Source organism: Polynucleobacter tropicus, assembly GCF_013307225.1.
GTDB lineage: Bacteria > Pseudomonadota > Gammaproteobacteria > Burkholderiales > Burkholderiaceae > Polynucleobacter > Polynucleobacter tropicus.
In genome coordinates this window covers 444,309-465,234 of sequence record NZ_CP028942.1, presented here as the reverse complement: position 1 = coordinate 465,234, position 20,926 = coordinate 444,309, and the positions used below count along the sequence as shown (strand labels likewise).

Here is a 20,926-nt window from a genome sequence, read left to right as displayed (position 1 = left end):
GCAAACCCCTCTGATCTTTAGAGGGGTTTTGTTTTTTATTTGGCTACCAAACGCCACAAAGAAGTAATCTCTTTTGATCTTGCTGCATATAAAGCATCAGCTTGATCAAACGCCTTTGGATGATGAGGTTTGGTATCAAGGCGGTCAATCGCAGTCAGACCTTCATCATCAATCCAGTTAAGCAACTCTTCTCGAGTACGCAAACCAAGATGCTCAGCTAAATCTGAAAGAATTAGCCAGCCCTCACCTTCGGGCAAAAGATGCTCTCTTAAGCCATGCAAAAAGCCTTTGAGCATCTGGCTGTTTGGGTCGTATACCGCGCACTCGAGAGAGGAGCTCGGTCTTGCAGGCAACCACGGTGGATTGCAAACGATTAAGGCAGCCTTACCTTCGGGAAATAAATTGGTTTTCTGAATCTTTACTTGGTTGCTTAAGTGAAGACGATCAATGTTTTCTTTGGCGCAAGCAATGGCTCGATCATCCTGATCTGTTGCGATGATGTTTTGAATTTCTCGTATGGCCAACACCACTGACAAAACTCCGGTGCCCACCCCAATATCAAATGCAGTAGAACTTTTGATAAGCGCTTTTGGTAAAGGCGCCCTTAAGACCAACTCAATATATTCACCACGTACAGGAGAAAACACGCCATAGTGCGGATGAATACGAATCTCTTCATCATCCCTCACCAGAACAGGAACGCCTTTCTTGCGCCACTCATGAGCACTAATGACGCCCAATAGCTCTCGTAAAGAAATAATGCAAGACTGTGTTTGCGGGCCATATGCCTCTATGCAAGCTTGAGCGACATCTGGCGCCCTCCTAAGGGGTATAGAGTGATCTGCCTCAATCTGAATCAACAGCATTCCTAAAATGCGTGCCCGCTGTGATTGCGACAAGCGATGCAAGTTGAAAAGATCTAAGGGGCTTTTCTCCTTAACCTCCCCATCTTTAGAGTCTTTATTTGCTCTTTTTGATTTCTTGGAGGGCTTATCTACCCTTCGAACCAGAGCTTGCAGTAACTGTCTAGCATTTTGAAAATCGCCTCGATACAAAATAGCTACGCCCTCGCAAGCCAAACGATAAGCTGCATCTGCAGTTAAGGTGTCATCGCCAATCTGAATTTTTTGATGGGGCGCTATCCCATTTTCAGAATGCCATTTTGCGGAGCATTGTTTCCCGCCTTCATTCCAATAAATCATTAAGAGACTACAAAACGATTATTTTGATAATCATCAATGGCTTGCTCGATCTCAGCGCGAGTGTTCATGACAAAGGGACCATATTGCACAATCGGCTCATGCAAAGGTAATGCAGCCAAAACAATGAACTGCGCACCTTCAGTGCCCGCCTTTGCCCTGAGTTGGTCACCTTCGCCTAAGACGATCGCAGCTTGCTTAGGAGTGGCTTTCAAAGGACTACCAATTTCTAAGCCGCCTTCGTAGGTATACACAAAGGCATTGAGCTCTTTTGCAATAGGGTATTCAAATTCGGCATTTGGAGGTAAGCGCACATCTAAAAATACAGGTGCAGTACTGATGCCGTGTATTGGCCCTGTAATAGTTTGATTGCCATGCTGAAATGAACCAGCAATCACCTTTACAGATCTGCCGTCAGTAAGCGATACCTTAGGAATACTCTCTTCCTGAATATCTTGATAGCCTGCTGGCTTCATCTTCTCTTTGGCTGGCAGGTTAATCCACAACTGAAAGCCTCGCATTGCGCCACTCACCTGCTGTGGCATCTCTGAATGAATAATGCCGCGCCCCGCTGTCATCCACTGCACGCCACCCGTCTTCAGATGCCCTTGATTGCCCAAATGATCTTCATGGAGCATATGACCTTCAAGCATATAGGTCACTGTCTCAAAGCCACGATGGGGGTGCGGCGGGAAGCCAGCAACATAATCATTTGGATCGTTTGATGAAAACTCATCCAACATCAAGAATGGGTCTAATCGAACTTGCTGTTGACCACCAAGACTCCGTCGCAACTTCACTCCCGCACCATCTGAGGTGGCGATACCAGGAATTACTGTTTGAATGTTGCGAATCATGATGTGCCGTTCTCCAAATTAAGCAGGTGGATGATCTTCTGGATTAACATCCAGCGCGATTAAGAAACGTGAGACCATGTTGTATGCCGCAATCACCGTCACCAACTCCACGGTATCCGTGCTACCTAATGCTTTTTGTAGGCGCTTCATTAACTCAGGATCAACCTTGATGTTGCGTGTCATCTGGAATGTCAGATCAGCAGCATCATTCTCAACCTGAGTAAACAGGTTTCTAGGGAAGTTGGCTTGCCCGATCAGGCGCAATGCCTGAACCTGCTCTTCAGTACCGCCGGCTTTCTTGAAAGGAGGTGCATGATGAAAAAATTCATACTCAGCGCCGTTCAGAACGGCTACACCACACATCGCCAACTCGCGCAACTTTGGATCTAGCGATAGGTTATTACGAATTTCGCCAATAAAATGATTCCAACCTTCTGCGATTGGCACGCTATGCAACAACATACGATCCAAATTAATAAATTGGCCGCCACGACGCTTACGAATCGCAGCTACCAACTCAGCAGGCTCAGCCAAATCCATTGGCTGATAAGGAATTAAACGTTCTGACATAAATACCTTTAGTGAGATAACTCTTATTGAGCTGTTTCTTTAATATTGTTTTCAATAACAAACTTGCCCCAAATCGCGATTTGCTTACCGATGAAGTCACGCAAAGTCTCTGGGCTACCGCCAACCACTTCAATGCCTTGAGCTTTAAATTTTGTAGCTACAGCAGGATTCTTCAGAGCTTTATTTAATGCCTTATTCATCGCATCAATTACTGCTGGAGGCGTTTTTCCTGGAGCTAGAACTGCCCACCAAGCAGGAGCGCTAAAGCCAGGGAAACCACTCTCAGAAATTGTTGGTACGTTAGACAAAGCAGGAGAACGTTTTGCAGTAGTAATCACCAGCGGAATAACGCCACCGCTTTCAATATGAGGTTTCACCAAGAATTCTGAGCCCACAGCCAACTCTACTTGACCACCCAATACGTCTTGCATCAATGGGCCGCCCCCACGATAAGGAATGTGATTCCAATCAAATCCAGCTTGCTTGGCTAAACGCGCCATTGCTAAGTGGCCAAGACTACCGATACCAATAGAGCCATAGCTAAATTTTTTGCCAGCCTTAGATTGATCAACTAACTGCTTAAAGCTAGTGATGCCAGAATTTTTGCTAGCCACCAACACCATCGGTGAAGTGCCAACCAAAATGACAGGAGCAATATCTTTAATCGTGTCGTAAGGAAGTTTTTCTTTAAGGCTGGGGTTAACGCCGTGAGTATCAAAGACTACTGCAAAAGTGTAACCATCAGGATCTGATCGCGTCATGGCAGAAGTACCAATCACACCCGATGCGCCGCCGACGTTTTCAACGATCACGTTTTGCTTTAATTCTGATTGCAAAGCGGGAGCTAAGATACGGGCCACTTGATCAACAGAACCGCCAGGCGGAAAGACCGCGATTAGGCGAATGGGTTTTTGTGTTGGCCAAGCTCCAGAACCCGTTGTCTGGGCCGATACCAGGGAGCTAGCCCCCAATACAAATAATGCCAATGCCAGGATCTTCTGAAGGGCTTTAATGCCAAATTGAGCCGTCAGCTTCATGGGTTTGTCTCCTATAGTGAATCAGGAAGATTACCACCCATTGGGGCTATTTGCTCGATAATAGCTAGGTCACCAAAAGAAACATATGAAACCCATACTCAATATTGCCGCCTATCTATTTGTAAGCCTAGATGCGTTGCCAGAACTGCGCGCAAAAATGCTAGACGAATGCAATACCCGTGAGCTCAAGGGAACGATTTTGCTCACTGGCGAAGGTATCAATATGTTTTTGGCTGGCAAACCTGATGCACTTCGTGGATTTCTGGATTGGCTCCGAGAAGACCCCCGTTTTGCCCCTCTTGAAGCAAAAGAAAGCTGGTCAGAAGACCAGCCTTTCAAAAAAATGCTCGTCAAGCTAAAGAATGAAATCATTCGCATGAATCATCCAAGTATTCAGCCAGAGAAAGGTCGTGCGAATTTTATTTCGCCGAAAAAATTACAAGAATGGCTCGATCGCGGAACGGATGATCTCGGGAGACCTGTGGTGATGATTGATACCCGCAACGCATTTGAAGTTGACTACGGCACATTTGAAAATGCCTTGCATTTCAACATTGAAAAATTTACCGAGTTCCCTGCCGCTATTTCTGCGCACAAAGATGAGCTGACTGATAAAACATTAGTGAGTTTTTGTACTGGCGGCATCCGCTGTGAAAAATCCGGCCTATACATGCGAGAAATTGGCATGGAACACAGCTACCAGCTGGAGGGTGGCATTCTGAAGTATTTTGAGGAAGTGGGATCAGCACACTATCAAGGCAGTTGTTTTGTTTTTGACACGCGCGAGGCCCTAGAACCCAATCTTGACTCAATCCCCCTGGATCGCTCCACTCGAAAAAAGATCAAAACTAGCTAAAACACCAAAATTAGCCATAAATAGTAAAATAATCAGGCTTTATAAAAACTATTCAATAACAAAATATAGGCCTGAGACATGTCTAAAACCCTTTATCGGCACCAGCCGATTTTTTTATCTTTTTTGTTTATCGCTTTAGGTTTATTCCTAAATCTCAATGCCCATGCACAAGCACCGGCTTATCCAACCAAACCCATTAAGCTGATAGCTCCAGTTGCTGCAGGTGGCGGACTTGATAACATCGCTCGCGCTGTTGCAGAAAAACTCTCACGCTCCATTGGCCAGCCAGTCATTGTTGAGAATATGGGCGGTGGCGGAGGTGCAATTGCCTCGCAAGCTACAGCCAAAGCTCCAGCAGATGGTTATACCTTGATGGTTGCTTATGTGGGCACTCATGGAACAAACCCAGCGGTGCGTCGCTTACCTTACGATGCGATTAAAGACTTCACTCCAATTGGCATGATCGGCGCTACACCAAATGTGCTCATCATTAACCCTGACCTGCCAATCAAAAACTTTAAAGAGTTTGTAGATTACGCCAAAAAGAATCCTGCCAAACTGAGTTATGGATCTGCAGGTCCAGGGACCCTAACGCATTTAGGCATGGAGCAATTAAAACTGGCTGCAGGTATTTTTATGGTGCATGTTCCTTATCGAGGCGTAGGTCCTGCCTACACTGATTTATTGGCCGGCCAAACACAGGCCATGCTCCCTACACTGTTTGCCGCTTTACCCTATATCAATACCAATCGCGTTCGCGGGCTTGCAGTCACCGGCGCGAAGCGTAGTTCTGCTGCGCCTAATATTCCCACCTTTAAGGAGTTGGGCTTTAACGGTTTTGATGGTCAGCAATGGTATGGCATCGTAGGCCCCGCCAACCTACCTCCTGCAGTTGTTACAAAGCTGAATGCTGAACTAAATAAAGTTCTTGCCAATCCAGAGTTCTCAGAAAAAATGACAAGTGAAGCCATGACGCTCATGCCAATGAGCCCTCCTCAATTTGCCAACTACATCAAAGAAGATATCGCACGCTGGGCAAAAGTTGCCAAAGATCGCCATATCGAAATTGAATAGTTTTTTAAATCCAATAATTATCCATACTCACTCATACTCAATTACAGGAAATCATATGTCTCACGCTATTGCCGCAGCAGCCGATCTCAATGCGCCACCAGTTACTAAAACACTTGCTCAGTTTGTTCATTCCCACCCAACCCAAGGTTGGGCCCCTGAAGTAGATCATGAGGCACACCGCACATTCTTAAATTGGCTTGGTTGCGCAATTGGCGCAGCGAATCATGAAAGCGTGGAATCTTCCTTAGCTGCAGTTCGTGAATTTCAACCGGCGCCACAAGCAAGTATCTTGGGCCGGAAAGACAAAGTCGACATGGGTGGTGCAGCTTTAATTAACGGCATCAGCTCGCATACATTTGACTTTGACGATACCCACCTAAAAACAGTGATTCACCCTGCAGGCCCTGTTGCCTCTGCTATCTTGGCACTGGGTGAGCACATCGGCGTAAACGGTCGCCAAATCATCGACTCACTTGTTCTCGGTATTGATGTTGCTTGTCGTGTTGGTAATGCGATGTACCCTGACCACTACCACCGTGGCTGGCATATCACCGGCTCTACAGGCACTCTTGGTTCTGCGGCAGCATGCGCTCGCTTAATGGGCTTAGATTTACAAAAAACCACTATGGCATTAGGCATCGCCGCTTCTCAACCCGTGGGAATGCGCGAGCAATTTGGCACGATGACTAAACCTTTCCATCCAGGTGGTGCCGCACGCGCAGGACAACTATCAGCTTTATTGGCAAAACATGGTTTCACAGCAAGTCCAAAAGCGCTTGAGGCAGGTCGTGGCTATATGCAGACTGTTTCAACTAAATGCGACTGGTCAGAGATCGACCGCGAACTAGGTAAATCATTTGAGATCTCACTCAACACCTATAAGCCATTTGCATGCGGCATTGTGATTCACCCTGCGATTGATGCTTGCGCACAGCTGCGTGCTCAAGGCGTTAAGGCTGAAGATGTTGAACGCATTGAATTGCGTGTTCATCCACTCGTATTAGAGCTCACTGGCAAAAAGACGCCAAAGGATGGACTCGAAGGTAAATTTAGCGTCTACCATGGTTGCGCTGTTGGCCTCATCTTTGGTCAAGCAGGCGAAGGTGAGTACGCTGACGATATTGTCAATCGTCCAGATGTTGTAGCTTTACGCGCTAAAGTTAACGCAACTACAGATACCTCCATCAGTGAAGCATCTGTTGATGTAAAAGCCTTCTTGAAGAATGGCAAAGAAGTTCACATCTTTGTGAAGAACGCGATTGGCTCTTTGGAAAACCCAATGAGCGATGCCAATCTAGAACAAAAATTCACCAGCCTCGCTGAACCCGTAATCGGCAAAGAAAAAACCCGTCAACTCATCTCTGCTTTGTGGAAATTAGGACAAGCTTCTGATCTCAAACAAATTATCAGCCTTTGCACACCAGATTAATTTAGAAAATATTCATGAGTTCATTGCCTAATGTCGTCATCCTTGGAGATTACGAACGCGCATTGCGTCGTTTCTCGAGCTGGGAAAAATTAGAGAAGCAAGCAAATTTGACTTTTCATCATGAGCCTTTACGTGATGAGGCTCTTTATGAAGCGGTAAAAAATGCTGAAATCATTGCGATTGTGCGCGACCGCGCGCCATTCAATGAAGCGATGATCGCGCGTTTGCCTAAATTGAAATTTCTGATGTTTACTGGTGAACGCAATGGCACTCTAGATGCATCTGCCTTGGTTGCTCGCAATATCCCAATAGCCTGCTCTCCAGGCGGCCCTTCAAAGGACACGACTGCTGAGTTAACTTGGGCCCTAATTCTAGGCGCATCAAAACGTCTAGTTGAAGAAAATAAACTCATTGCATCCGGTGGTTGGCGTGATCAACTATCTGTTCTCCCAATGCTTGCAGGCGAGCGCCTTGGAATTATGGGCTTAGGCGCTATTGGTAGTCGTGTTGCTCGCGTTGGCGCTGCTTTTGGCATGGAGGTTGTAGCCTGGAGTCCACGCATGACTCCAGAGCGCGCCGCCGCCGAGAATGCTAAAGCAGTTAGCCTAGATGAATTACTTTCTACCTCGAAGATTGTCTCCATGCATTTGGTGGCCGGACCGGGAACCAAAGGACTCATCAGCGCAGATCAATTAGCTTCAATGCGCCCAGATTCTATTTTGGTAAATACTTCGCGCGCAGCCCTCATTAATATGGGCGACTTACAAAAAGCATTGTCTGCGGGTAGGCCAGGTCAGGCAGCGATTGATGTCTTTGATGTTGAACCTCTTCCCGAAAAAGATCCACTGCGTAACACGCCAAATCTCTTGGTAACACCGCATCTTGGCTTTATTGCTGAACCCATTTTTGAGGCTTTTGCAAAAGGTATTACTGAGACACTAGAAGCTTGGTTAGATCAAAAGCCAGTTCCACATCCTTATAAGCCGAGCTAAGCCTCAATATAGATCTCGAATTACATCTCTAATCATTTTGAAAACACTAACCCCTCTTGAGCTATTCATCAGCTTTAGCAAAATCGGCATGTCCGGTTTTGGAGGTGTATTACCTTGGGCCAGAAGAACACTCGTAGAACGAGACAAAATTCTGACTTCAGAAGAATTTAATGCCATGCTGGGTATCTGCCAAATTGTTCCGGGGCCCAATATTGTCAATCTTGGCATTTGTGTTGGCAGCAAGTTTGCAGGTGTGCCTGGCGCATTCGCAGCAGTGCTTGGGCTTATGCTTGGCCCAGTAGCGATATTGCTTATGCTGGCAGTCCTATATGAACATTACAGCTATATGCCTATAGTTCAAGGCATGCTTAGAGGCGTCTCAGCAATTGGGGTTGGTTTAATTGCCAGCACTGGATTTAAGATGCTTCGTAGCGAGCTTAAATACCCACCAATGCTTGCGGTAGTTATTTTGGTTATTCTGTCTGCAACGTATTTCAAATTCGGTTTAGGTTGGGTTGTATTACTCAGTTCTCCGTTAGCTATTTTGCTAGCATGGAAGAAGGTTAAGAAATGATTAGCACGCTTCTGAGCCTCTTCCTAAAACTTTCCGCGTTTTCTGTGTTTGCCTTCGGCGGTATCAATGCATTACTGCCTGTTTTATACGACCTATCCGTTAATCAAGAGCATTGGATTAATGGTCAAACTTTCTCTGACTATTTTGCAATTGCGCAAGCAGCGCCTGGCCCCAACTTAATGACCGTCACCCTTATTGGCTGGAATGTTGGCGGCGTCCTAGGCGCAGCGATTGCAACACTGGCAATTTCGTGGCCTTCGTCGATCATGATTTATTTTTTACAGCGCTCAATCTTGAGTATGCAAGATAAGCAAAAACAACAAATGATTCAATTTGCCGCAAGCGCCTTAGCCGTAGGGCTGGTTCTCTCATCAGCATGGCAGATTTCTTTACAACTTAATCAAAGTTTTGCAGCCTACATCTTGACGATTGGCACAATTGCCACTACCTTACTTACAAGGTGGCACCCCTTATACTTAATTGCCATCGGCGCCCTGCTAGGCGTTCTCGGGTTTATTTAAAGAAAGTGATAAACATGACCTATCTCAAACCAATTAAATTATTCGCCTTCTTATTTCTTGGGGTGGCCACACTCGCAACGCCAACCGCCTTTGCGCAGGCAAACTACCCTAATAAGCCCATCAACTTTATCGTGCCCTATGGCGCAGGGGGAGGAGCTGATTCTCGTAGCCGACAGATTGCTCAAAAGATGAGCGTCATCCTTAAGCAGCCAATCATTGTCGACAACAAACCGGGTGCAGGCGGCAATATTGGCACCGAATTCATTGCTAGATCTGCTCCCGATGGCTACACCATTGGCATGGGCAACTTTGCACCTCTCGCTGTAAACAAAACACTATTTGGCAACCTTCGATACGATCCTGAAACCGATCTCTTGCCAATCGTCTTAATTGAAAAAGGTCCACTGGTACTGGTTGTTAATCCGAATTCTCCTTACAAGACTGTTAAGGATATTGTGGATGCAGCTAAAGCAAAACCAGGAGTCCTTACTTTTTCTTCTGGTGGCATTGGTGGCAGCCATCAACTTTCTGCTGAACTTTTTGAACAAAACGCTGGTATTGAAATGGTCCACGTTCCATACAAAAGTGGCTCTGCTGGCTTAACAGATTTGATGGCCGGAAATGTAACGATGATGTTTGATCAAATGTATTCAGCAATGCCAAGCATTAAGGCGGATAAGCTTCGCCCGATCGCAATCACCAGCAAGAAACGCTCACCTTTATTGCCTAACATCCCAAGCTTTGCTGAAGTAGGCTACCCCAAGGTTGAAGTACTTAACTGGCAAGGTTTGGTTGCTCCCAAAGGAACTCCGAAGGCTATTATTGACAAACTCAATGCTGCCGCAAACGAGGCATTGAAAGATCCTCAATTACGAGAGCTAATGTTGTCACAAGGAAATGAAATTGGTGGCGGCACACCAGCAGACTTTGCCGCACTGATCAAATCAGAATCTGCCAAGTGGAGCACAGTTGTCAAAACCGCGAATATCAAACCAGAATAAAACTGTTTGATCTATTCAATCGGGGGCTATAAGCCCCCTTTTTATTTCAAGGCTTGATAGGTCAAAATGCCCAAGAAGGTTAAGACCAAGGAGCCGACAAGATGCAACACGGCCGTACCCAATGCCCAGGTAAATTCACCACGCTGAATAAAGCCAACCACCTCAGCAGAGAAGCTGGAAAAGGTTGTCAGGCCACCTAAAAAACCAGTGACGACTAACAGCCTCCACTCGGGTGATAGCTGTGGATTATTGCCAAAGTAGGCAACTGCCAAACCAACCAAATATCCACCCACCATATTCGAGAGCAAAGTGCCCAAAGGAATAACAGAAGCGGCGCCAATAGTCAGAACGTTAAACCCTGCTCTTAACAAAGCGCCAAAACCAGCACCGAAAAATATTGCAAGAATAGATAGCCACATAATTTATCTTCTCGTTTTATATTTTCTTGCGTTTACTGAACCGAGAAACCCAACATGCTGATGGAGCTCATTTCGATTCCATCTACAAAAATGGATGCACGCTCATTTTCATGTTGCAAGGCTAAGGTATATAAAGCCGGCCAATAATGTTCTGGCGTAGGAATAGAGAGATGCGCTGCTTCGCCATACTTTTCCCACTCAATCAAAGGATCATGATGCTTGGCATCCATTTGAGCTGCGAAAAATTCATTAAAGTCTTTAGCCCAAGGATATGGCTGCGCATTATCTTGCCAATGAATTGTGCGCAGGTTGTGCACCACATTGCCGCTGGAAAGAATCAGAATGTTTTCGTCACGCAAAGGCTTTAGTTGCTTGGCCAAATCGTAATGTTCACGAGCTGACATTGAGCCATCTAAGCTTAGCTGCACCACGGGTATATCCGCGTTGGGGTAAAGATATTTGAGGATCGACCAAGCGCCATGATCAATGCCCCACTCATTCTCTTCAAGCACCACGGGGACGCTTAACAACTCTTTAACGCGATCAGCGAGCGCAGGACTTCCTGGCGCAGGATATTGAATATCAAAAAGTGCTTGGGGAAAGCCACCAAAATCATGAATAGTTTTTGGTTTTGCCATTGCGGTAACCCAAGTTCCTCGAGTTACCCAATGTGCAGAAATTACTAAGATGGCATCAGGACGCTTGAGCGATTTTCCTAATGCAGTCCAAGCCGCTGTATAGCGGTTGGGCTCAATGGCATACATCGGACTGCCATGGCCAGCAAAAATTGCAGGTTGGCGATGACTAGTCATTAAGGTTGATTAACCGAATACGTAACCAGTATGAGCAGCTACCAATGCAAACAAAATCGCCAAGCTTGTTGCAGCAGCCAACATCACGATCAAAGTAATGATCTTTTTGTTAACTTCTTCTTTAGATTCGTTATGCCATTCGTTCATGCTAAATCCTCTGTAAACACATTAATAATGAGTGTAATTATCCACTATCGACCGCGGCCGGCCTTGCGCATCATGCCTTTTCCACCACCAAAGCCAGCCTGAGGCCTTCCAGCAGGGCCTGATGGGCCCTTAGGGGCAGGGGGACGGGCTGGCGGCTTGGCAGCAACCGGCTTTGCGGGGGTCTTGGGGTCAGATTTCTTATCGTCAGTCACTTTGATCTCCTATAGATATCATATTGCCATGATTACCGACTATTCTATCCAAGCTGTCGCAATTAATGCGATTCCCTTGATTTTTGCCATCACCATCCATGAAGCAGCCCATGGTTATGCCGCCCGTAGGTTTGGGGACAACACGGCCTATATGTTGGGGCGGGTTAGCCTTAATCCCGCCAAGCATATCGATCCCGTTGGAACCATCTTAATTCCCTTGGCATTGATTTTGATGGGCTCTCCTTTTTTAGTTGGTTATGCCAAGCCAGTCCCAGTCAATTTTGGTCGCCTACGCAATCCCAGAATCGATTCCATTTGGGTTGCCCTTGCAGGACCGGGATCCAACTTTATTCAAGCCTTGATTTGGGCGGTCTTATTAATTTTGCTTGTGGGCCTAGGAATCGATGAAAAGTTTTTTATTGCTATGGCGCAAGCAGGCATCCTTTGGAATTTAGGTCTACTTGTTTTTAATCTCTTCCCACTTCCGCCACTTGATGGTGGGCGCATTCTTGCTGGCCTACTACCAACAAGACAGTCAATTGCATTTGGAAGGCTAGAGCCCTGGGGATTCTTTATTGTCTTGGGCCTCGTTTTCACAGGAATTATTGGGGCTCTTTGGATGGATCCCTTGATGGCGTTTTTTAAGGGCGCTATTTATCTGCTTACCTACCCTCTGCAAATGCTGTTTTAAGAGCGCTCAGCATAACCCAATAATCTGGAGTATGCTGATTTCACAGTAGGCGGCTCTATTCACACCATAACGCATAAGAGGTTCTCCATGAAACTGCAGAAACTAGTTTTAATTAGCTCAGCTACGATTCTTGCAATCGGTGCCGGCACAGCAATTGCACAATTTAAAAATAGTGAAAAAGCTATTAGCTATCGACAAAGTGTATTCAATGTGATGGGCAATCATTTTGGACAAATTGGCGCTGTTGTTAAAGGTGAAGCGCCTTTCAATAAAGATGAGGTTGCAAAAAATGCTGCTATCGTTGCCACACTGTCCACTTTGCCATGGCAAGCTTTTGGTCCCGGAACAGAGGGGGGCAAAGCACGAGCTGATATTTGGTCTGATAACGCGAAGTTCAAAGCAGCCTCTGAAAAGATGCAACTCGCTGTTTCCAATCTGAATACCGCCGCTCAATCCGGTGATTTAGAAAGCATCAAGAAAGCATTTGGTGCGGCAGGCGCAACCTGCAAAGGCTGCCATGATGATTTCAAGAAAAAATAAAGCGCTTTCTTAACGCGTAATGAAGTAACCCACGGCAACGGCAATCAGACTCAAGAGCAATAAAGCCAAACCTCGTTGCAATGCTCCATCCTTGGAGCTATGACCCAAGTCAGAAGGCAAATACCTTGCTTCCTCGCTTGGGTCAATTTCTTTATCGCCTGTAATCATTGGCTTGATTAAGTTTTCGCCTTTGAATTTCTTGTAATACCAAATGGCAGCAATATGAATGGTAATCAGCGTGTAAATAATGACTTGGTTACCTTCATGAATCTCTGATAGAAAAGATACGACGGCACTGGGGACATATTTAGCAAGCGGTCCTTGAAACGCAATTTCATCATCTACAAATAAACCGGTGACAACTTGCACACACAAAACAAACAGCAAGGCAAAAACAGATAGAGCGCCGATTGGGTTATGCCCCAAAAAGCGTGGTGATTTATCTTGAAGATAATTAAGAATGGATTGGCGATTAGGAACAAATGAAGCAAAGCGTGCATGCCTTGATCCCACAAAGCCCCAAATCACTCTAAATACCAACAGAGTCAAAATGCAATACCCAAAGTAGGCATGTAACTCAACGGCACTATCAAACAAATGAATGCTCACTAGGCTTCCAATAATGCAAGCTACTAACAACCAGTGAAACAGGCGGATTGGCAAATCCCAAACGCGAATGATTTTCTTCATGCATTAAGGATAAATCAGATAAGACAGAAATTCCCGTAAACTCATTAAAAATGAGCCCGAGCAAAGCCTTTAAAACCCTGTTGATTTACCGTATTGGCGCCACCCTAAGCTATCAAATTACGATGGTGGCAGTTGGATGGCATCTCTATGAAATTACTCATAGCGTAATCTCGTTAGGACTGATTGGCCTTGCGGAACTCGTACCCTACTTTGCTTTAGCGCTTTACTCGGGTCATGCGGTAGACCACTACTCCCGCAAAGTCATCTCCGCAATCGCCGCAATTATTCACGTGCTCGTCGCATTATTTTTATGCGCCATCGCATTGGATTGGGTATCTCCACCTGTGCCATTGATCTACACAGCAGTTGGCTTTATTGGTATTGCTCGAGCATTGTTGCGCCCATCCTACCAAGCGCTCTTTGGCCAGATTATTCCGCGCGAGCAACTCACGAAATACATGGCATATGGCAATGCCTCCTTCCAAATTTGCGTAGTAGCTGGACCTGGCTTAGGCGGCCTCATGATTGGCTTTACCAATCTCACCTGGACTTATGCCTTAGCAGCCTTTTGTGGACTCATCAGTCTTTATGGCGTTACTTTGATCAAAGCGCATAGGGAAAAGTCAGCACAAACTACGCACTTTCTCAAAAGCTTTATGCAGGGGTTTGATTACGTCAGAAAGCATGAACTCATCTTAAGCACTATGGCGCTTGATATGTTCGCAGTGCTATTTGGAGGCGCCGTATCCATACTCCCAGCCTTTGTGAGCGATGTTCTTCATGCAGGGCCTGAAGTTCTTGGCATTTTGCGTGCCGCGCCTGCTGCAGGATCCGTCCTTATGGGGATCTATCTTGCCACGCGCCCCATCCTCAATGACTCGGGGAAATATCTACTATTTTCGGTCGCCGGCTTTGGTATTTCGATTATTGGCTTTGGCCTGTCTACCCATTTATGGGCGTGCGCATTTTTCTTATTCACTTCGGGCTGCTGCGATTCTATCTCTGTAGTGATACGCAGCAGTATTGTGCAACTCACAACACCCGACAATATGCGTGGTCGCATCAGCGCAATCAATGGAATTTTTATCGGATCATCAAATGAATTGGGCGCCCTCGAGTCTGGCATCGCAGCTAGCCTCTTAGGTTTAGTACCGTCGATTATTTTTGGCGGTGTCGCTACGCTAGCAGTGGTATTAATCACCTATAAACTTGCGCCAAATTTGCATAACTTCCACATTCGCGACATCACTTAATTTTTGGCAATTCTTTCTGAATAATTTTCAGGCCTTCACGCAAAGCATCTTGATAACGCTCACGTTCTGCTTTAATTGACTCGGAAGTCCAAGAATAAAAACCTTCACCAGTCTTCATGCCAAACTTGCCGCTCTCAACTCGATCACTCAAGCACTTCGCAATCGTCGCTGAATTATTGAGAGTTGGGTAGATCGTCGTGCCACCGGCGGCATGGATTTCAAGACCGGCATGATCGCGCTGCATGGCTGGGCCTGCAGCGATATAGCGGAAGCCAAAGCCATAACGAACCGCTTTATCAATATCTTCTGGCGTGCAAATGCCAGCGTCCACCATAGCAAATGCTTCACGCGATAAGGCGTGTTGCAATCGATTAGCCAAAAAGCCTGGTAAATCTTTTTTCACGGTTACAGGAACCATGCCACATGCTGTCATCAAGCGGGTAAGACTATCGCCAACCATAGGTGACGTCTTTGCGCCATAAATGACTTCAACGCAGGGAATTAAATGTGCCGGCATAAAAAAGTGCAAGCCAATCATGCGAGCTGGAGTTTTTAAACCTTCAGCAATTTGACTAATTGGAAAGCTTGTACTGTTGCTTGCTAATACCGCTTCTGGTTTTGCGTATTTTTCCAATTTCGCAAACAACTCGCGCTTAATATCCAAGCGCTCAGGCACACATTCAATTACTAAATCAATATCAGACCAATCGACTTCTTCGAGCGTTCCCGCAACTGATAACAAATGAATGCGACTCTCGTAACCCAACTCGGTCATGGTATTGACAAAATAATCAGGCAATAAAGCGCGACGCTCTGTTGTTGGTTCCACCACCTGAACTGCGCAGCCGCCACGAGCACAAACCGCTGCCACATCGGCACCCATCGTCCCACCTCCCACAACGACTACTTTGGTTTCTGCTGGGGTAAATAACATGAATATTCTCCTAGAGAGGCTTAAGCCTCTTTTTTTTAAAATTCCTCATACAATGAGGTCATTATTCCAATAAAAATTTGAGACAACCATGATTCCCGTCAATTCGGTGTTACAGGTCGGTCATTTCCCCGAAATTATGCAAGCGGAAATTGATCGACGCTTTAGCCCTACCAAACATGGAGACCCCTCTGCGCCACCCCCGCCTGGCAATTTTGAAGCTATCCTAGTTCGCTCTAATACCAAACTGCCTGAGGCCTTGGTTAAACAAATCCCAACAATTCGCTTGGTGTCTACATGTGGCGTGGGTTACGACAATCTCCCTCTGGAATACTTGAAGTCAAAAGGCATTAAAGCCACCAACACCCCCGGGGTTCTTAACGATGCGGTCTGCGAACTTGCTATTGGCATGATGCTCAGCCTGATGCGTCGCATTCCAGAGTCCCAAGAACATGTCAAAAGTGGGGCATGGTCAAAAGGGCTCTTCCCATTAACCACCACCCTGGCAGGCAAAAAGGTTGGGCTTGTGGGTATGGGGCGCATTGGTCAAGACCTTGCAAAGCGCTTAGAGCCATTCAAGGTTCAAATCGCTTACTCTGGCCCAAACCCTAAGCCAGTGCCATACACCTATTACCCCAATGTCAAAGACCTAGCCAGCGCTTGCGATGTGGTCTTCCTAGCTTGCCCCGCAACTCCAGATACGGACAACCTAGTTAATGTTGCCGTTCTAGAAGCGCTCGGACCAAGTGGATTTTTGATCAACATTGCCCGAGGAAGCGTTATTAACGAGTCTGAGCTTTTATATGCACTGCAACATAAAAAGATCGCAGGGGCGGCGCTCGATGTCTTTAATAACGAACCAAACCCAAACCCTGAGTTTCTAAAACTTGATAATGTCCTATTAACACCCCATATCGGTAGTGCTACCTCGGAAACACGGGTAGCAATGACCAAATTAGCAGTAGATAATTTAGAGGCTTTCTTTACACAACAACCACTTCTATCAGAAGTTCATTATTAAATCGGAGTCAGCATGCCCCTTACCTTGCATCCCTCTACATTGCCAGCAGTACTCTCACCAGTACTCACGCCATTTAAGGCTGATGGCAACCCAGATGCCCAAAAATTATTAAAGCAATGCAAATGGCTTGAGTCGAATGGAGTTGGCCAAGCAGTATTCGGCACAAACTCTGAAGCAAACTCCATGTCAGCTCCGCAAAAAATGAGTACGCTTACTGCACTAATAGAAGGCGGCTTAAATCCTGGTCATATGATGCCTGGTACTGGCGCTACCTCCATTGACGCAACAGTCAATATGACACGTCATGCGGTTAACCTGAAATGCGCTGGCGTATTAATGCTGCCTCCTTTTTATTACAAAGACGTAACAGATGATGGTCTGTTCGCTTACTTCTCTGAAGTTATTCAGAAAGTTGGCAGCGACGCGCTTCAGGTTTATATCTACAACATTCCACCTGTAACCAAAATCAATCTCAGCCTTTCCTTGCTCGAGCGCTTGTCAAAAGAGTATCCAAAAACTGTAGTGGGCATGAAAGATAGCTCTGGAGACTGGGCTTATACCGAATCCGTAATCAAACTACTAGCGCCGACTGGATTCCGTGTTTATGCAGGTAGCGAAGTATTCCTTATGCGCACTCTGCGTGCAGGTGGCGTAGGCTGTATCTCCGCAACAGCGAACGTTAATCCACATGCGATCGCTGATCTAGCAGCACATTGGAGAGAGTCTAACGCTGATGAGCGCCAAGCAGGCCTCGATAAAGTGCGTAGTGTATTTGCTAAGTATCAAATGATTGCCGGCATGAAGACTGCTGTAGCGCATTTCAGCAATGATTCAGAGTGGTTGCGTGTTCGCCCACCACTCATGCAGCTCACTTCTGAGCAACAAGCGCAGTTGATAAGCGAGTTAAAGCAAATCAACTTCAGCATGCCTGGTCTTTAATTTAGTTCATTTCAGTTTTAGGAGACATCAATATGAAATTATTAAAAGTCATTGCGCTCTCATTTAGCTTTTTATGGATGAGCGCCCAAGCACAAAATATTTCCATCGCTACTGGTGGAACTGGCGGCGTTTACTACCCAATGGGTGGCGGTTTGGCCGCTGTTCTATCAAACAAGGTTCCTGGTATGTCCGCAACAGCGGAAGTCACTGGCGGCTCTGTAGACAACCTTAATCTCATCGGCAGTGGTAAGCCATATGTTGGCTTCTCTATGGCAGACGCTGCTAAAGATGCTCAGGTTGGCGAAGGCAAATTCAATGGCAAGAAAGTGGATCTCAGAACTTTAGTAGTTCTATATCCAAACTTAATGCACGTAGTAACGGTTGACTCAACTGGCATTAAGTCTATGAAAGACCTAAAAGGCAAGCGCATTAGCACTGGCGCCCCTGGAAGCGCAACAGAAGTAATGGCGTTCCGCCTACTTGAAGCGGCTGGCCTAGATAAGGATAAAGATGTGAAGCGCGAGCGTCTTAGCGTAGCCGAGTCTGTAAACGCTGTAAAAGATCGCAAGATTGATGCTTTCTTTTGGGTTGGTGGATTACCTACTGCGGCAGTAACCGATCTTGCCAATACTCCCGGCACTAAAATTGTGATGATTGATACCAATGCTGAAGTAGCCGCCATGAATAAAAAATATGGCAACCTTTACTTTGATGCCCTCATTCCAAAGGCAACTTATAGCGGTATGGCGAAGGACAACAAAGTCGCAGCTGTGGCAAACATCTTGGTGGTCAATGCAAATATGCCAGACGATCAGGCATACAAAATTACCAAAGCCATTTTTGACAACAAACTGGATCTGGTTCGCACCCACCAGGAATATATGAATGTGAGCCTCGATAATCAGAAGGCAAAAGCATCGCCAGTTGACTTCCATCCAGGCGCTCTAAAGTACTACAAAGAAAAGAACGTCAAAGTTAACTAAAAGAGAAACAAGGGGTGAGTTAATCTCGCCCCTTTTGATTTAAAGCAGTTCATAAACATACAAAAACTACAATTTATAGGTTGAGACATGAATCAAAACGTCATCGATAACGAAACACAAGAAAAGCTAGATGCGTTTATCAAGCAAGAGGAAGGTGACTCTAATGACTACAAAGGTTTATTAGCCAAGTTCATCACCTTGGTTGCGGTCGGTATGTCTCTGTTTCACCTATATGCCGCTTACTCTATCGTGCCAACCCAGCAATTACGGGTTATTCACGTTGCACTAGTTCTATTCCTAGTCTTTTTGAGCTTCCCAATCGCAGCTCGCTTTAAGAATCGCCTAATGCCCTGGGATATTGTGTTTGCTCTTGGATCTATCGCGATTTCGTATTACATACTCAGTGGTGGCGATGACTTCATGGATCGCAACACGGCACCTAACCCAACAGACGTCATGGTGGGAATCGCCCTAATTTTGCTCATCCTTGAAAGCGTCCGCCGTACGAACGGTATGATCTTGGTTACCGTCACTATCTTGTTCTTGCTGTATGCGCTATTTGGAAATTACTTGCCAGCACCATGGACTCATAAAGGCTACGATCTCGATCGCCTAGTAGGCTATATGTATATGACGCTGGAAGGCATCTACGGAACAGCCGTAGATGTTTCCGCAACGCTGATTATTCTCTTTACTATTTTTGGCGCCTTTCTCCAATTTACTGGTGCAGGCAAATTTTTTATCGACTTCTCATTCGCGGCGATGGGTGGCAAGTCCTCAGGCGTTGGCAGAACCATCGTGATGTCCTCCTTCTTGTTGGGCGGTCCATCAGGATCTGGTGTTGCAACCACAGTTACTGTTGGCTCGGTTGCCGCGCCAATGTTAGAAAAAGTGGGTTACGAAAGAAATGCAGCCGGCGGGTTATTAGCCGCAGGTGGATTAGGTGCAATTATTTCACCGCCAGTATTGGGTGCTGCTGCATTCCTGATTGCGGACTTCCTCAAAATCTCCTACCTCGATGTTCTCTTGATGGCCACCATTCCGACCATCTTGTTCTATCTAGGCTTGTTCGTCATGGTAGAAATCGATGTACGCAAATATGGAATGAAGAGTATTCATTTTGAATCTGTTGAAACTGCGTGGCAGCTCACTAAGAAATATTGGTTTCATTTCTTCTCACTGATTTCTATCGTGGTATTTATGTTGCTGGGCTTCTCCCCAGTAATGGCTGTTTTCTGGGCAACCGTTGTCTCGGCACTGTCCAGCATGCTACGAGAAGATACCGCCATCATTCCATGGGCATGGTTTAAAGGGAAAGAGCCAATTCTTTCTGGGTTATATAACTCCAATCTAACTAAGGCTTTGGCATCAGGCTCTACAGGTGTTCTAGCAATTGCAGCAACTTGTGCTGGCGCAGGCCTCATTGTTGGCACCGTTACCCTGACTGGTCTTGGCTTGAAATTTAGCTCAATTGTGATTCAGTACGCAGGCGGTTCATTACTTCTCACCACTATCTTCACAGCACTTGTTGTTTGGATTGTCGGCCTTGCAGTGCCTGTAACTGCCTCTTACATTATTTGCGCAGTGATTGCAGCGCCCGCCCTCATTAACTTGGGCGTCCCAGCATTTGCAGCCCATATGTTCATCTTTTACTACGCCGTATTGTCTGAGGTATCCCCTCCGACTGCGCTCTCTCCATTTGCAGCAGCAGCAATCTGCAAAGGCAATCCTTATAAAACCACCTTGCAGACCTGGAAATATGTTGCTCCAGCGATCTTGGTTCCCTTTATGTTTGTCTTGGACAAGTCTGGGGTAAGCCTCCTTTTGATGGGCTCTACTGACGCCCTAGAAAAAGCCGATTGGATGCAAATTGCTTGGGTGTCATTTACAGCCGTGGTTGGCATCATCTGCCTAGCCGGTGGATTACAAGGTTGGTTTATTGAAAAGACTAAAGTCTTCGAACGGGTCATCATGGTTGCATCTGGCGTAGCGCTGGCTTATCCATCTACCGAAGCGGATCTCGTTGGTTTCATTGGCTTTGCTTTAGTGATCATCACCCAAACCATTCAACATTTCAAACTACGGCCTAAATCTGTATAAATTGTTTTATTGATAAAACAAAAGCCCGCGACCAAAAATCGCGGGCTTTATTGTTTAAGAATTTAGAGTTTGAATAAT

The 20,926-nt window shown here is 46.0% G+C and carries 24 protein-coding genes; 14 read left to right on the top strand and 10 right to left on the bottom strand.

The features are described 5' to 3' along the window. Positions 1–35: 35 nt before the first annotated feature. From DCO17_RS02470 to DCO17_RS02455, 4 genes are read right to left on the bottom strand one after another with little or no spacing between them, the layout of a single operon-like run. Positions 36–1,202 carry a methyltransferase gene (locus DCO17_RS02470; RefSeq protein ID WP_173955229.1) on the bottom strand — a complete coding sequence of 389 codons (1,167 nt, stop codon included), beginning with the start codon at positions 1,200–1,202 and terminating at the stop codon, positions 36–38. Next, the gene (locus tag DCO17_RS02465; RefSeq protein ID WP_173955228.1) at positions 1,202–2,056 is read right to left on the bottom strand and encodes a pirin family protein; all 855 of its coding nucleotides are present in this window, start codon (positions 2,054–2,056) and stop codon (positions 1,202–1,204) included. The genes DCO17_RS02470 and DCO17_RS02465 overlap by 1 nt, the downstream gene beginning before the upstream one ends. Before the next feature lie 18 nt (positions 2,057–2,074). Beyond that, positions 2,075–2,626 (bottom strand): carboxymuconolactone decarboxylase family protein, encoded by a 552-nt coding sequence (locus DCO17_RS02460; protein ID WP_173955227.1) that lies wholly within the window; start codon positions 2,624–2,626, stop codon positions 2,075–2,077. A gap of 23 nt (positions 2,627–2,649) precedes the next feature. Next, positions 2,650–3,663, bottom strand: a complete 1,014-nt coding sequence (locus tag DCO17_RS02455; RefSeq protein WP_173955226.1) for a tripartite tricarboxylate transporter substrate binding protein — start codon at positions 3,661–3,663, stop codon at positions 2,650–2,652. A gap of 85 nt (positions 3,664–3,748) precedes the next feature. Here DCO17_RS02455 and DCO17_RS02450 point away from each other — a divergent pair, with 85 nt between their 5' ends. From DCO17_RS02450 to DCO17_RS02420, 7 genes are all read left to right on the top strand, one after another. Further along, positions 3,749–4,519, top strand: coding sequence for a sulfurtransferase (locus tag DCO17_RS02450; protein WP_173955225.1), 771 nt, complete (start codon positions 3,749–3,751; stop codon positions 4,517–4,519). Between the two features lie 78 nt (positions 4,520–4,597). Next, complete coding sequence (locus DCO17_RS02445; protein ID WP_173955224.1) at positions 4,598–5,593, top strand: Bug family tripartite tricarboxylate transporter substrate binding protein; 996 nt, start codon at positions 4,598–4,600, stop codon at positions 5,591–5,593. Between the two features lie 55 nt (positions 5,594–5,648). After that, positions 5,649–7,022, top strand: coding sequence for an MmgE/PrpD family protein (locus DCO17_RS02440; protein WP_173955223.1), 1,374 nt, complete (start codon positions 5,649–5,651; stop codon positions 7,020–7,022). A gap of 14 nt (positions 7,023–7,036) precedes the next feature. Further along, entirely contained in the window at positions 7,037–8,014 is a 978-nt protein-coding gene (locus DCO17_RS02435) for a D-2-hydroxyacid dehydrogenase family protein (protein ID WP_173955222.1), read from the top strand. A gap of 37 nt (positions 8,015–8,051) precedes the next feature. Next, a complete protein-coding gene (locus DCO17_RS02430; protein WP_173955221.1) occupies positions 8,052–8,588 on the top strand; it encodes a chromate transporter in 537 nt (178 codons plus the stop codon). Beyond that, a complete protein-coding gene (locus DCO17_RS02425; protein ID WP_217425436.1) occupies positions 8,585–9,109 on the top strand; it encodes a chromate transporter in 525 nt (174 codons plus the stop codon). Before DCO17_RS02430 ends, DCO17_RS02425 begins: the two co-directional genes overlap by 4 nt. 14 nt (positions 9,110–9,123) lie before the next feature. Beyond that, positions 9,124–10,110 carry a Bug family tripartite tricarboxylate transporter substrate binding protein gene (locus DCO17_RS02420; protein WP_173955220.1) on the top strand — a complete coding sequence of 329 codons (987 nt, stop codon included), beginning with the start codon at positions 9,124–9,126 and terminating at the stop codon, positions 10,108–10,110. Positions 10,111–10,151: 41 nt separating this feature from the next. On the opposite strand, the gene crcB is transcribed toward DCO17_RS02420, so the two are convergent. Genes crcB through DCO17_RS02400 form a run of 4 tightly spaced genes read right to left on the bottom strand, consistent with a single transcriptional unit; the run spans position 10,152 to position 11,700 of the window. After that, on the bottom strand, positions 10,152–10,529 hold the full coding sequence (crcB, locus tag DCO17_RS02415) for a fluoride efflux transporter CrcB (protein ID WP_173955219.1): 378 nt from the start codon (positions 10,527–10,529) through the stop codon (positions 10,152–10,154). A 32-nt stretch (positions 10,530–10,561) separates the two neighbouring features. Then, positions 10,562–11,341 carry a 4,5-DOPA-extradiol-dioxygenase gene (gene ygiD / locus DCO17_RS02410; RefSeq protein WP_173955218.1) on the bottom strand — a complete coding sequence of 260 codons (780 nt, stop codon included), beginning with the start codon at positions 11,339–11,341 and terminating at the stop codon, positions 10,562–10,564. A 9-nt stretch (positions 11,342–11,350) separates the two neighbouring features. After that, positions 11,351–11,488, bottom strand: coding sequence for a hypothetical protein (locus DCO17_RS02405; RefSeq protein WP_172793433.1), 138 nt, complete (start codon positions 11,486–11,488; stop codon positions 11,351–11,353). A 44-nt stretch (positions 11,489–11,532) separates the two neighbouring features. Next, positions 11,533–11,700, bottom strand: coding sequence for a hypothetical protein (locus tag DCO17_RS02400; protein WP_173955217.1), 168 nt, complete (start codon positions 11,698–11,700; stop codon positions 11,533–11,535). Positions 11,701–11,728: 28 nt separating this feature from the next. Between DCO17_RS02400 and DCO17_RS02395 the strand changes: the two genes are divergently transcribed. Next, positions 11,729–12,391 (top strand): site-2 protease family protein, encoded by a 663-nt coding sequence (locus DCO17_RS02395; RefSeq protein ID WP_173955216.1) that lies wholly within the window; start codon positions 11,729–11,731, stop codon positions 12,389–12,391. Positions 12,392–12,478: 87 nt separating this feature from the next. Continuing rightward, entirely contained in the window at positions 12,479–12,931 is a 453-nt protein-coding gene (locus DCO17_RS02390) for a c-type cytochrome (protein WP_173955215.1), read from the top strand. A 9-nt stretch (positions 12,932–12,940) separates the two neighbouring features. On the opposite strand, the gene DCO17_RS02385 is transcribed toward DCO17_RS02390, so the two are convergent. Continuing rightward, positions 12,941–13,621: a cytochrome b/b6 domain-containing protein gene (locus DCO17_RS02385; protein WP_173955214.1), complete on the bottom strand. Its 681-nt coding sequence runs from the start codon at positions 13,619–13,621 to the stop codon at positions 12,941–12,943. A gap of 50 nt (positions 13,622–13,671) precedes the next feature. On the opposite strand from DCO17_RS02385, the gene DCO17_RS02380 reads away from it, so the two are divergent. Beyond that, complete coding sequence (locus DCO17_RS02380; RefSeq protein WP_173955213.1) at positions 13,672–14,874, top strand: MFS transporter; 1,203 nt, start codon at positions 13,672–13,674, stop codon at positions 14,872–14,874. Here DCO17_RS02380 and DCO17_RS02375 read toward each other — a convergent pair. Continuing rightward, complete coding sequence (locus DCO17_RS02375) at positions 14,867–15,808, bottom strand: 3-hydroxyacyl-CoA dehydrogenase family protein (protein ID WP_173955212.1); 942 nt, start codon at positions 15,806–15,808, stop codon at positions 14,867–14,869. The genes DCO17_RS02380 and DCO17_RS02375 overlap by 8 nt on opposite strands. An 88-nt stretch (positions 15,809–15,896) precedes the next feature. On the opposite strand from DCO17_RS02375, the gene DCO17_RS02370 reads away from it, so the two are divergent. The 4 genes from DCO17_RS02370 (at position 15,897) to DCO17_RS02355 (ending at position 20,848) form a co-directional block, all read left to right on the top strand. Next, entirely contained in the window at positions 15,897–16,826 is a 930-nt protein-coding gene (locus DCO17_RS02370; protein ID WP_173955211.1) for a 2-hydroxyacid dehydrogenase, read from the top strand. Between the two features lie 12 nt (positions 16,827–16,838). Beyond that, entirely contained in the window at positions 16,839–17,765 is a 927-nt protein-coding gene (locus tag DCO17_RS02365) for a dihydrodipicolinate synthase family protein (protein ID WP_173955210.1), read from the top strand. Positions 17,766–17,797: 32 nt separating this feature from the next. Further along, a complete protein-coding gene (locus tag DCO17_RS02360) occupies positions 17,798–18,748 on the top strand; it encodes a TAXI family TRAP transporter solute-binding subunit (RefSeq protein ID WP_173955209.1) in 951 nt (316 codons plus the stop codon). An 87-nt stretch (positions 18,749–18,835) separates the two neighbouring features. Continuing rightward, a complete protein-coding gene (locus DCO17_RS02355) occupies positions 18,836–20,848 on the top strand; it encodes a TRAP transporter permease (protein ID WP_173955208.1) in 2,013 nt (670 codons plus the stop codon). Positions 20,849–20,926: the final 78 nt, after the last annotated feature.